The sequence below is a fragment of the Methanobrevibacter cuticularis genome (assembly GCF_001639285.1).
GTDB classification, from domain to species: domain Archaea; phylum Methanobacteriota; class Methanobacteria; order Methanobacteriales; family Methanobacteriaceae; genus Methanobaculum; species Methanobaculum cuticulare.
This window is the reverse complement of record NZ_LWMW01000169.1, coordinates 42,173-56,116: the sequence shown is the minus strand read 5'-3', so window position 1 is coordinate 56,116 and position 13,944 is coordinate 42,173. Positions and strand designations below refer to the sequence as shown.

At 28.4% G+C, this 13,944-nt stretch carries 9 protein-coding genes; 1 reads left to right on the top strand and 8 read right to left on the bottom strand.

Going from position 1 to position 13,944, the window contains the following annotated elements:
* Nucleotides 1-49 precede the first annotated feature (49 nt).
* The 6 genes from MBCUT_RS10355 to MBCUT_RS10330 all read right to left on the bottom strand — a co-directional run bounded on the left by MBCUT_RS10355 (nt 50) and on the right by MBCUT_RS10330 (nt 8,684).
* The gene (locus MBCUT_RS10355; protein ID WP_067260806.1) at nt 50-820 is read right to left on the bottom strand and encodes a molybdenum cofactor guanylyltransferase; all 771 of its coding nucleotides are present in this window, start codon (nt 818-820) and stop codon (nt 50-52) included.
* Nucleotides 821-1,077: 257 nt separating this feature from the next.
* Nucleotides 1,078-2,559, bottom strand: coding sequence for an IMP dehydrogenase (gene guaB, locus MBCUT_RS10350; RefSeq protein ID WP_067260802.1), 1,482 nt, complete (start codon nt 2,557-2,559; stop codon nt 1,078-1,080).
* Nucleotides 2,560-2,842: 283 nt separating this feature from the next.
* Nucleotides 2,843-3,556: a (5-formylfuran-3-yl)methyl phosphate synthase gene (locus MBCUT_RS10345; RefSeq protein WP_067260800.1), complete on the bottom strand. Its 714-nt coding sequence runs from the start codon at nt 3,554-3,556 to the stop codon at nt 2,843-2,845.
* Between the two features lie 400 nt (nt 3,557-3,956).
* Nucleotides 3,957-4,784: a methanogenesis marker 8 protein gene (locus MBCUT_RS10340; protein WP_067260797.1), complete on the bottom strand. Its 828-nt coding sequence runs from the start codon at nt 4,782-4,784 to the stop codon at nt 3,957-3,959.
* Between the two features lie 147 nt (nt 4,785-4,931).
* A complete protein-coding gene (locus tag MBCUT_RS10335) occupies nt 4,932-5,174 on the bottom strand; it encodes a hypothetical protein (protein ID WP_067260795.1) in 243 nt (80 codons plus the stop codon).
* Between the two features lie 405 nt (nt 5,175-5,579).
* Nucleotides 5,580-8,684, bottom strand: coding sequence for a beta strand repeat-containing protein (locus tag MBCUT_RS10330; protein ID WP_084270826.1), 3,105 nt, complete (start codon nt 8,682-8,684; stop codon nt 5,580-5,582).
* 706 nt (nt 8,685-9,390) lie between these two features.
* Here MBCUT_RS10330 and MBCUT_RS10325 point away from each other — a divergent pair.
* Nucleotides 9,391-11,118 (top strand): DUF11 domain-containing protein, encoded by a 1,728-nt coding sequence (locus tag MBCUT_RS10325; RefSeq protein WP_067260789.1) that lies wholly within the window; start codon nt 9,391-9,393, stop codon nt 11,116-11,118.
* A 555-nt stretch (nt 11,119-11,673) separates the two neighbouring features.
* Here the strand turns inward: MBCUT_RS10325 and MBCUT_RS10320 are convergent.
* Together MBCUT_RS10320 and MBCUT_RS10315 are read right to left on the bottom strand one after the other, a co-directional pair.
* Nucleotides 11,674-12,885 (bottom strand): LUD domain-containing protein, encoded by a 1,212-nt coding sequence (locus tag MBCUT_RS10320; RefSeq protein WP_067260787.1) that lies wholly within the window; start codon nt 12,883-12,885, stop codon nt 11,674-11,676.
* A 2-nt stretch (nt 12,886-12,887) separates the two neighbouring features.
* Nucleotides 12,888-13,676, bottom strand: coding sequence for a (Fe-S)-binding protein (locus tag MBCUT_RS10315; RefSeq protein WP_084270825.1), 789 nt, complete (start codon nt 13,674-13,676; stop codon nt 12,888-12,890).
* Between the last annotated feature and the right edge of the window lie 268 nt (nt 13,677-13,944).

The following is a 13,944-nucleotide window of genomic DNA, read 5'->3' as shown; positions in this document are numbered from 1 at the left end:
TGAGACACTCTCAAAATAGTATTTTAAAAAGATATTTAAAAGAAATTAATCAATTATCTAAATCTTCTTTTGAATTTATATTTTTAAAATTATTTTCAATATTATTAATTCCGTGGGTGCTGTAGTTATTCTTTTTATTATCTTCATTACTAATATTGTCATAAATTGGAATAAAATAGCTATTTATATTCTTAATTAAAGATTTAACATCATTTTTATTGGAATGTAAAAGTTCTTCAATGTCTGGGTAAATACTACTTTTATAAATACTATGTAATGGCTCAGAATTATTTATTAAAGAGTTTTTAAAACCTATGTCTTCAGGAAGTTCTTTTTCTTTAGTTAATTTCTCAAGTAAATCCATATTTTTATTATGGTATGGAACAATTCCTTCAATAAAGATTTCCTCTTCTAAATTTTCATTTAAAATATTAAACATGTTTTTAATAAAATTAGAAGTAATAAAAGGAGAATCACAAGGTAAAACAAGTCCATATTTTCCTTTAATAGTTTTAAGTCCTGTCATTATTCCAGATAATGGTCCTTGATTTTTGATTTCATCTTCTAGAAAAATCATTTCATAATCAAAGTCAGTTTTAAGTTTATTTTTAATATGATTTTGAATTAATGATTTGTATTTAGCTATTCTTTTTTCATCATTTAAAACGATGATTACCTCATCGATTTGATAGTTTAATTTTTCAAGTATATGAATTATCATGGGCTTTTCATTAATTAACATAGTTCCTTTATCTTGACCCATTCTTCTACTCATTCCCCCACATAATAGGATACATGATCTGATATTTTCATGCTTCATATAAACCCCAACTAAAAATTATTTTCACATTATATATAACCAACTAAAAATTATTTTATAGATATCTTTAAAAAGAAAAAAATTAATAAAATTTTAATTAAATGAATAAAAACCTAATTAAATTAATAAAACTTCACTCAAAAGAATAAAAACCTAATTAAATTAATAAAACTTCACTCAAAAGAATAAAAACCTAATTAAATTAATAAAACTTCACTCAAAAGAATAAAAACCTAATTAAATTAATAAAAATTTACTTAATCCAATGTAGGATAATTAGGACTTTCATTTGTAATTAAAAGATCATGTGGATGGCTTTCTTTAATACCACTAGATGTAATTCTAACAAATTTAGCTACTTTCTTCATAGTTTCAATATCTTTTGCACCACAGTAGCCCATAGATGCTTTTAAACCACCAATCAATTGGAAAACAACATCATTAAGCATTCCTTTATAAGGTACAGCACCTTCTACCCCTTCTGGAACAAGTTTTGAGTGTTTCATATGACCTTTGATTTCTTGGAAGTATCTATCTGCACCGCCACCAAAACCACCAGTCATAGCTCCCATCGAACCCATTCCTCTGTATTGCTTATATTGTCTCCCATTCATAACTACAACATCACCAGGAGATTCGTAAGTTCCAGCAAGTAAATTACCAAGCATTACAAGATCAGCTCCAGCTGCAATAGCTTTAGCTATATCTCCAGAATATCTAAGTCCCCCATCTGCAATAACTGGAATTCCATGTTTTGAAGCTACATCTGCCACATCAGAAATAGCTGTAAGCTGAGGAACGCCAACACCAGCGATGATTCTTGTAGTACACATTGATCCTGGACCTATTCCAACTTTCAACCCATCGATACCCTGAGATATAAGAGCTTCAGCAGCTTCACCAGTAGCTATATTTCCAACAATTAAATCAGCGTCGATATTATCTTTTAGAGTAGAAGCAAAATTAACTACATTCATATTATGAGCATGTGCACAATCAACAGCTAAAATATCAGCACCAGCTTCATCTAATGCTATAGCTCTTTCTAAGTCAAAGGGACCTGTAGCTGCAGCCACCAGTAATTTACCTTCTTTATCTCTTGAAGCTTGAGGATATTTTTTATGATTCAAAATGTCTCTAATTGTAATGATTCCAACGAGTTTACCATCTCTAACAACAGGAAGTCTTTCTACCTTGTTTTCATAAGCAATGTCTAAAGCATCAAGTGGAGAAATTGAATCTTCAACAGTTACAACATCAGAAGTCATAATGTCTTTTACTTTTTTATCTGAAACAGAAGCTAAAATTGGTTTAATATCTCTTTTACTTATAATTCCAATTAAATTTTCATCTTCAATAACTGGAAGACCACTGACAGCTTCTTGTTCCATCAAATCTCGAACTGTATCTAGAGACGATTCAGGATTCGTTGTGACAACATCCCTAATAGTGAGATCTCCTGAACTTTTTACATTTTTAACTTGTTCGACTTCTTGTTCCAGCGTCATGTTCCTATGAATAACTCCTATTCCACCAACTTGTGCTAAAGCAATAGCTAATTCAGTTTCAGTCACAGTATCCATAGCTGAACTAATTATTGGAATGTTCAGTTCAAAATTTTTAGAGACTTTAGCTGTTGTATTTACGTCTTTAGCTTCAATCCATGACTCATTTGGAGATAATAAAAAATCATCATATGTATATCCAAGCTCAGCTTCCTTTATTTTTTTTGAAAACATATTCTCACCTAATTTTAAACTAAAAGTTAATTTTGTATACAACTAATAATTGATAACAATAAGCATATTTTAATAACAATTATAATCAAAATATTATATTAAATAATTATAATCAAATATAATAATAAATCTTGTAATAACAATTAATAATTAATATATTATATTACTTGTAATTAAAATCTTGTAGTAAATAATTATAATTAAATTAATAATAAATTTTAATAATAAATTTTGTAATTGACCATTATAATTAAAATCTTATATTAAGGAATTGTGATTGATATTAAAAGGAATTAATTAAATCTTTTAATTGAGATACTGCAGATCTATCTATTTTGCCAGTGTTTCTATCGCCACCAATACATGCTGCGCCTCTTACACCAACAACATCACATCCAATATCGTGAAGAGGTTTTAACTGCTCTTTTTTAATAGAACCTGCCAATGCAGATTTTAATCCATAACCATGAATTTCATCTACGAACTTTTTAAGATCATCTATGTCAAGATAGTCAAAAAGAGTCTTGCCATCTTTAACAGCTGTATCCAACATAGCTAAATCACTTCCAGAGTCTTTAGCTATTTTTGGGATTTCCCAAGGACTAACTGCTCCAACTCTATGAGCATCAGCATAACCAGAAGCTACTACGATTGCATCAGGATTTTGATCTTTTACAGTTTTTACAACATTTTTCATAACTTCTAATGACTCTTCATAGTTTTTTGTCCCATATAAACCAACTTTAATATAGTCAGCTCCAGATACTAACGCCCCCATAGCTGCAAGTGACACAGTACCTGGTTTATAAGGTATATCTCCAAGAGTAGCACTAACCAACATGGCATCAGGAGTTATCTCCCGAATATCTTTAATTACCCATGGAAAATTAGCACCTAAAGATCCTTCCTTAGGATTTTTAACATCAATAATGTCTGCATTGCCTTTAATAGCTTCAAGAGCTTCTTCACTGTTTATTGGACTAATTAATAGAAGCAACAGATTTCCTCCATATAAAGTTTACTAGATATGTTAATTTACTTTAATTATGTAATTATCATATAAGAATGTTGTTGTTATCATGAGTTATTAATTCTAATTTTATTCTTTTATTTAAAATAATATTTTTGATAAGTTAGTAATTCTAATTTTATTCTTTTATTTAAAATAATATTTTTGATAAGTTAGTAATTCTAATTTTATTCTTTTATTTAAAATAATATTTTTGATAAAATTATTAAATGTAATAAATCATTTAAAATAATATTTTTGATAAAATTATTAAATGTAATAAATCCATTTTTAGAATAAATTTTTCTATAATACTAACTATATATTCTATCTTTATAATCCTTTTAAAAAATGAAGTATTTAAAAGAGAGTTTAAAAATTAAAAGTATTATAACAATGGTTTAGGAGGATTAGGATCTTTTTTAGGTCTTTCCCCTATTTTTTCTATTCTTCTTTCAAGAAACTCTTTTCCAGCTTGACTACAAGCAAAAATTGGAATAGATTCTCCTATTTTTAGAACACTTTCTTTCTCACCAATATTTCGCATGGCTTTTGAAGCACAGCCTGTTGAAACATCACAATGTTTAGATAGCTGTTTTGCTTCATCATCACTTATTCCAGAAGAATGTACTGAAAAAATATAGATATTGACATCATCATATTCTTTTTCAAGTTCTCTTAGCTTTTTGGCATCAGTACCTTTAGTTATTGTAGTAACTATGTTTTTAAATCCCTTTTTTATAGCTAATTTCGTTCCAGCTATTTGGTCAATAATTGCAGTTTCTGGATCTAAAACATTATCCTCTCCAACTTTTTCAATGATTTCCTTAATAGGGCTTGTTTTAATATAACCTGAAACGCGACCACCTATCCCTTGGGCATTTTTACCATTTTTTACAAGTACTGTTCCACAACCATCACAAACCATTACTGCACAGTCTAATATTTTATCATCCAAAAGAGTTGAAACAGTTTCAGAAACACCAAATGATAATAAATCTTTCATTTCAATTTCTCTATTTGGAGTGCACATTCCAAAATCTCTTATACGAAACTCCATATTTTCTTTTATAGTATCTTTATCTATCTTTTCTATGCCCCTATGTTTATGAAATAATGGACAATAATCTATTTTAGGATCTCCAACTTCTACAACTTTTCCATCCATTATTACAACTCTGGCTTTTCCCATAGCCTCTATTATGTGTTCATCCATTTTTTCCCTCTTTTAACCATGACTTTTTATTTAACCATGACTTTTTAAATCATCTCTACTAATATATACAAAAAATAATCTTAATAAATTGAAAATCTTAATAATTTGAAAAATATATTATTTTTCTTTATTTCATACCTTGACAACTTATTTGTCTGATTTTTCTATGTTAAAAGATAAAAACTGGATATCACTTAAAGAATACCATATGAAAGCATCCTCATCACCTTTAATTTCAATAAATCCTGTTTTTGTATTAATATTAATATAATTTATAGCTAAATCTTCATTTAAAAAATCAAATTCTTTAGATGAAAGAGTTTCCCCTACTTTAAAATTTAAAGAATCTTCTAAATTCTTTTGTTGAATCATCAATCTATCTACTTTCATTTTAAATCTCCATTTCTTAGGAATGATACTAATTATAATTAATATAATTATTATTTCTTATATTATTTAATATTATAGATATTTAAAATTTATTATATTATTATCATTTATTAATCAATTCTGTCAAGTTTGTTATAATTCTATTAATCAATTCTGTCAAGTTAAGAAATTTCTTCTACTTTTTATTTATTTTGATTATTTCTTTATTAAATTCTTTTTTTTTAATATTTGAGGCCATATTCTCATTTTCATAAATTATAAAAGTTTTAATCAAAAAATAGCTCATTTTTAAAAATTAGGCAAACTTAAAATTAGTATTATATAATGTATAAAAACTTAAAAAAATAAAATTAAGGAGAAAAATAATTATTTCTCCTAAAAAAATAAAAATTTTAAATGATTTAATCATGTTTTTCTTCTTAAAATGATTCCAAACATACTTATCAATACTAATATAATAGCTATTATCGGCATTCCTGTATTTTTCATAGTAGCACTAGCCACTGGATTGTTATTTGTTTTATTGGTATTATTAGTATCATTGTTGTCATTATCCTTGTTTTGGGTTTCAAATTCAACTGAAACTGGGTCACTATAATAGTTCAAATTATCAGATAAAACTGTAATCACATGTTTACCGTCACTGAGTTCATTACTTGGGATATGGATTCCTCCAACACCAAGAAAATTAGTAACAATATTTCCAATGTTTTTACCATCCAAATCGACAGTAACTTTATAGTCACATATTGGATCGCCGTCTTCATCGGTTACTGTGACAATCACATCAACAGATCCATCAGAATTTTTAACTACATCCATATCAACAATAGCTTCACCTTTTATAACGTTAAAAGTTGTAGTATTGGTATAGATAAAGTATTTATCGTTTCCTGCATAATCCACCATAATATTAACATTTCCTGTGTGTGTTGGTTTATAAGTAAGACTCCATCGACCATTAGAATCAGTAGTCAAAGAATAAACTTTACCATCAACAGTAACATTAATTGGAGCATTAGCTATTGGATTACCATTTTCATCAACAAGCACTCCATCAATTGTTATGGTTTTACCTGTTTTAACAGTTCTAGGAATATTTACAGTTGAATTAGCACCTAATTTAGTAACATTAAAGTTAGTAGTATTAGTAAAGCTTGTGTAATTTTCATTACCAGCAAAGCTAACGATAACCTCTAAATCAGTTCCAGTACGATTAGTAGTGTAATTTAACTCCCAATAACCAGAAACATCAACAGTTACATTAGCAAAGAGTGTACCATCAACAGTAACATTAACAAAACCAATACCAGTATGATTAGCTAAAACACCACTAACAGTGACATTTTCACCAATCTGAGCAGGATTAGGATTAACAACAATAGTTGAATTAGTAGAAGCTTTTGTAGCAATGAAACTTGTAATATTATATGCAGCATCTAAACTAGCATTTAAAGTATTATTACCTACTTTTGGAACTGCAAACTTGTAAATAAAACCATCATCGCGACTAACAACATAATCCACATTATTTAAAGTACCATTAATAACAAAATCAGGTAAATTTTCAACACCAGAGTTATTAAGAGTAGTATTCAAGACCAACAGATAAAATCTAACAATATCACCAAAATGAACATCATCCAAACTACTAGAGTTAGTAATATTCAAAATATAATGATTATTAGTATCAATACCAAAAATCTTATTAGATATATCGTTAACTCCCCACCAATTATGATCAAAACTACTGTTATCATTATAACCAGTGATATTAACACCAACCAGTGATATAATACGATTATACTCAACAGTCACATTAACACGAGAACCAGCAAATAATCTAGTGAAATTCAAACCAGCACCATTCACAGCATAAATAGTATTACCACGAATAACAGAATCACTAATATTAGTAGGTGCAGAACCAATAGTATAGAAATAGAATCCATTACCACTTGTAGCATTAACAGTATTATTTAAAAAACTAACACCACTAACATTACCATTAAGAGGAACATACACACCATAATCAACACCAGTAATACTGTTCCCATTAAAGGTTATATTAGTGTTGTTGCTACTGGATGCATACAGAGAAACACCATCGTCTTTTCCTGTGATATTATTGTTAGTGAAGGTAAACTGTGAGTTATTACTACTTAATGCATACAGATAAACACCCTCGTATGTTCCTGTGACGTTGTTGTTGGTGAAGGTTATGTTGACGTTGTTGACAAGGTTTACAAACAGAGAAACACCATAAACGAATGATCCTGTTACTGCGATATTATTGTTAGTGAAGGTAAACTGTGAGTTATTACTACTGGGTGCAGACAGAGAAACACCAGTACCGTATGATCCTGTTACTGCGATACTATTGTTAGTGAAGGCAAATTGTAAGTTGTTACTACTGGATGCAGACAGAGAAACACCATAAATGGATGTTCCAGTGATATTATTGTTAGTGAAGGTAAACTGTGAGTTATTACTACTGGATGCAGACAGATAAACACTATAAGTGGATGATCCTGTTCCTGTGATATTATTGTTAGTGAAGGTAAATTGTAAGTTGTTACTCCTGTCTGCAACCAGATAAACAACATAGGTGGATGTTGCTGTGATGTTGGTGAAGGTTATATTGGTGTTGTTGGTATCGGATGCACCCAGATAAACACCATAGCCGTATGCATCTGTTCCTGTGATGTTGTTGTTGGTGAAGGTTATATTGGTGTTGTTGCTACTGCGTGCACGCAGATAAACACCATATGTTGCTCCTGTGATGTTGTTGTTGTTGAAGGTAAATTGTGAGTTGTTACTGCTGTCCGTAATCAGATAAACACTAGAGTATGTTCCTGTGATGTTGTTATTTTCAAAAATCAAATCAAAAGAACAACCAATAGTATAAAAACGAACACCATTAGAATTACTCGTACCATTACTAGTTATATTATTATTAATGAAAGAAACATCAATAACAGCTCCACTATAATCTGGAGCATGAACAAAAACAGCACCATGATCAGAATTAGCTATTGAAGAAACAATAATATTGTCCTTAATACTTATACCAGTTAAATCCTCACCAGAACTAGTTAAATTAATACTAATACCAGAAGTTGTAATATTATTACCCATAATAGTTAAATCGCTAGAATTTGAACTTATAGCTGTATCATAACCAATGATAGTTAGATTAATAATTCTAACGTTCGGTGTAGTGATATTAAACAGAATACCAGACCCAGGACCTGTTATTACTGGATTATTCTTACCTTGAATAGTAGCATTACGAGTTATATTAATCTGACCTAAATTAGTGTATGAACCACTAGTAAGATTAATTTCTAACTCATCATCAATATCATTATCAATAAGATTCTGAAAATCCTGAGTATTACTAGAATTAGTAAAATCATAAGAACCAGCACTAACACTAGATAGAGTAAAACAAACCAAAATAGCTAAAACTATTAAACTAAATGACATAAACCGTTTATTTTTAAACATTATTTTTCACCTCCTGTTCTAATCAATTATATACAAATATAAAATCTATAAAATTATTTAATAATATTTATAATATTTATAGAAAGTTAGAAAATATAGAGAGTAATCACTATCATCTAACAAGGATAATTATATCCCATACCATATATAAATTTTACTGAAAAATAATTGATATATATATATATATATATATATATATCATAAACAAGTAAATAAAAAATAATGATAATGAATTTTTTGAATTATTGAAAAAATATAATAATTCCTTTTAAAATGTTATAAAATGAATATAAATTGTTAAAAACTTTTATATAATACACTATAATTAAAAATACATGACCTAAATAAGTTTTATAAAATGATAAAGCCATATATGAGCAGAATATTTTCATTTATAATTTTAAAGTTATATAGTGTTTCATTATAAAAGTATCTTTTTTAGCATATTTTTCATGGTTTCTTAGTATAACTGTTTTTTTTTCATTTACTTTTCTGTGTTTTAGGAAATTATTTTTATAACATACTAATTTACATAGTTGTAATTAAGATAATTATAAATAATAGTTATTACCATAATTATTAGTTAGCATACAAACTATGTAGAAAATATTTATTTTGTATGTTAATATTAAAATAAACATAAAACAAGTTCACTAGAGGTGAAAAAATTAAATACGATATAAAAAACAATAAGAGATCAAAACAATTGATTTTTATTGTAGCAGTGCTATTTCTATTCTCTACTAGCCTATCTGCTGTTAATGCAATAGATATAACACTTGATCCAAATGATGCTAGTGGTATTAATGGAGCAATAGCTAATATTACTGCAAACGGTACAGCTTCAAATACTATAACACTCAACCAAGGTATTTACAATAAAACTACTGACAGAGGCAACACCATGAGCTTCAACGATACAAATCTAACAATAATAGGAAACGGACCATCAGGATCAGTAGTAATCGATGCACAAAATCTGGGGAGAATGTTTTATATCCCTATTGGAAAAAATAGTAACATAACATTCATAAATATAACATTCATGAATGGAAATGCCATTATTGGTGGAGCAATCCTTAATCAAGGATCTGGAACATTGGGTTTACTAAACTGCACATTCACAAATAACACAGCAAGTTCTAGTGGTGGAGCCATCACCAGTAGTTATAATTCTAATAGTACTATTGATAATTGCCAATTCATAAATAACGCAGCAAATGATTCTTATGGCGGAGCTATTGTCAATATTGTGGGTAATATGAACATTAACAACTCTTTATTCCTTAATAATACTGCCAATTATATTGGTGGAGCTATCTACAATGAAGATACTAACATGAACATTACTAACTCTAATTTCATAAACAACACAGCCTATGCTTCTGGTGGAGCTATTTTTAATAATATAGGCAATATGAATGTTACCATCTCTAATTTCACAAATAACATAGCAACTAATGACGGTGGAGCTATTTTTAATAATATGGGCAATATGAATGTTACTATCTCTAATTTCAGAAATAACATAGCAACTAATGAGGGTGGAGCTATATTTAATGATGGTAGTATGTTGCTTTCTGGTAATCTTATGTCTGGAAATGTTGCTGCTTTAGGTCAGATGATTTACAACAATGCTGAGATAGGTGTTCTTAATCTAACTTATCTCAATAATGAAACTGTTATCATAGGGAATAATACCCAAACCATTTTGTTTGCGACATTGACTGATGATATGGGCAACACTGTTACAGGTCAAAACATATCATTCTATGTTAACGGAACATTCATAGGCAACGAAACATCTATTGAAGGACGAGCAGAAATACCATATTTAGTCAATCATGGTATAGGAGCTGTCACTGTTAATGGTAATTATACAGGTCATAACGGCTTTGGAATTGTTATCAATGATGGTCAACTTTTAATCGTGACTGATACCAATGTAATTGGAACTATTACTTTAGACAAGGATGAATACGATGTTAATGAAACAGTTAATGGAAATATTAATGTTGTCAATGAAGGTTCTAATACAGCCTATGATGTTGTAGTGGATGTCAATTTCCCATCTGAATTTGTCTTAAATCCAGCTAGTGTTGTTGTATCTCAAGGATATTATGATCCAATAGCTAATGTATGGTATATTGGCGATTTAACTCCAGGTCAAGAAGTAACAATGAGCTTTACAGGAAAATTCACAAAGGCAGGTACCTACACAATAAGCATAACCGCAAGTGGTTCAAACTTTAACACCACAACAGACTCTGCAACTGCTTTAGTCACAGAAGAACCAATTCCTCCAACACCTACACCTAATAATAACACTAACAGTTCAGCAAAAGCAACAATGAAAACAACAGGGATCCCAATAAATCTAATACTTTTAGTATTATTATCTGTAGTTGGTTTTGGTTATTACCGTAAAGAATAAAATTTACTTCTTTTTCTTTTTTCTTTTTTACTAATTTCTTTTTTATAATTAAATTTACTTTTCATCAGCTCTTTCTAAGATTTATTATTTTAAAAAATAAATATTCAAATTATCCAATAATCAGACATAGCCTTCTCTTAATGTCTCTTGATTTTTAAATATTAATAATAGCTTTACAACATGAATCCCTCTTAATATATTCCATGAAAAAATAGCTATTACAATTATGTTAAGGGTAAATTAAGTAATATAGTCCTAGACATTTGATTTAAAAATAATATTAAATTTTTAATCGTTAAAATTCTTTTATTTATAAAAATAATGATTAATGTGAATATTTAAAAATATTATAATTTTGAGAAGTTTTATCCAATACTAACTAAAAATAATAATTATAATGAAAAACAACTATAATTATAAAAATAATCCATAAAAAGAAAAACAACCATAATTACAAAAATAATCCATAAAAAGAAAAATAACCACAATTATAAAAATAATTCATAAAAAGAAAAATTTAAAAACAAGATAATATTAGAAAAATTCGTAAAATGGTTAATAAGGAGAATTTCTATTTTTAATGTTGTCCCTGAATTTTCCATGTTTTTTTGGATAAAATCCTTCCTTTTGAGAAGATGAACGAATTTTTTCAATTATTTCATTAGTAGGAATAGCTACTGGACAATTGATTGTACAAAGCCCACATAATGTACACATATAGAGACCAGAATTGTAGCTAGTTTCATTATCTTCAATGAATTTACTCATAGCTACTCCTCTTCCACCAAGATAATTATTAAAACCAAATTCATTACCTATAACATTATAAACTGGACAGGTCACAATACAGCTACCACAACCTATACACAATAAGCAGTCATCAATATCAGCAATAGCTTCACTTCTTCCATTATCAAGGATTATTACAATGACTTTTTCTGCACCATACATGTTTTTAATTAGTTTCTTTTCGATATCTGCTGTTTTCGAAGGTCCTGAAACAATATTTATATAGGAAGTTACCTTACTTCCAGTTGCATAGATGGTTTCTAATTTAACTAAAGAAATTGCATCTTCAATTGTTCTAAGTAATTTATCAATCCCAACCACGACAATATGGGTTTTCATCAATGAAATTAAAGATATATTCCCTTCATTATGAATAAAAACAAGAGATCCATCCTCACTTGCAATGGCATTTGCACCACTTATTCCAAGAGTTGATGTGTTTATTCTATTTAGAACATCTTCCCTAACTACTTTCATGATGGCTTTTGGATCAGCTTCAACATTGACATCCATACTATCATTTACAATGGAAGCTATTTGAGCCACATTTAAATGAGAAGCAGGGCCAGTTGGATGAGTTGGTTTATTATCAGTTCCTTTTAATTGTAAAATACGATCTCCAAGATCAGTTTCAACCACATCAATATTTTTTGATTTTAAATATTTAGAAATAGCTATTTCTCCAAGTGTATTAGATTTAGATTTGGCTACTGTATCCACATCTTCACTCTTTATGATATCATAAATAACGTCTCTAGCTTCGATGTCGTCTTTTGCAAAAATACAATCGATATCATTAGCTTTAAATGAATCTTTAGCTATTTCAAGAAGTTCTCTATAATGTTCAATAGCTTCTTTTTTAATAGCTAAAACGTTTTCTTGAAGCTTTTTAGTTTGAGGACTATTTAATATCTGTTTTCTTTTCTCATACACAGTTTTGAAAGACTTTCTCATTGATTCCAGTTCATTTTCTTTCATTTTTAGCCCTCCTCTTTTTTTAAGTTTTTACTTTTTTTATTTTCTAACTGGTCAATATCTTCTTTTTCTAATTTTTCAAGCTTTTTCTTTTCTAAGTGGTTAGTCTCTTCTTTTTTTAAGTGTTTTAATACAAATTCAGATAAATCCATAATCTTCAAAGATGAATTTTCCTCTAAATTTAATTCACAGAAAGGGCAAGAAGTAACCAATATTTCTGCTCCAGTAGCTTCAGCTTCTTTTCCACGATTAATAGCTATTGAATTAGCTAAATCTGGAAATGCAGATTTAACTCCTCCTCCAGAACCGCAACATTTAGCATCTTCTTTAACATTTTCCATTTCTATAAGGTCACTAAAGTTAGTAATTACTTCCCTTGGAGCGTCAAATTCATCACTATGACGTCCTAAATGACAAGGATCATGATATGTAACCTTTAAACTGCCTTTATTAGGACTTATTTTTCCCTCATTGATCAATTGTTTTAAAAGTTGAGAAATATGAATAACATCTAATTCAACACCCAATATGTTTTTATAATCTTTTTTAAGTGTTTTATAACAACCTGCACAAGAAACAACTATTTTTTCATTTTCTAAATTAAGATTAGTAATATTTTTCTCCATTTGCTTCTTAGCTTCTTCTGGAAATCCTGTTCTAAGAAGAACTGAACCACAGCATCCTTCATCCCCTACCATATTATAATTGATATTAGCCAGATCCAATAGCTTTCCAGTAGCATTAGCTACATTAGTTAACCTTTCACGTGCAGTACATCCTCTAAAATACAACATTAAATTCTCACCATAGTCTACTACATAATTTAATCCATCATAATCCATAATATGAATTAAAAATTAATATTTAAAAATAGAATTATAAATAAAATTATATTTTTAGTAATTTAATAAATAATGTTATGTTAATACATAATGTTATGTTTTTATAACTAATAATGATTTTCATTACTAAGATAAAAACACCCTTCTTTAAAATTTTTATTTTTAATATAAAAAATCACTATTATTTAAAAATTGTTCTTAATAATACATACGAATAATA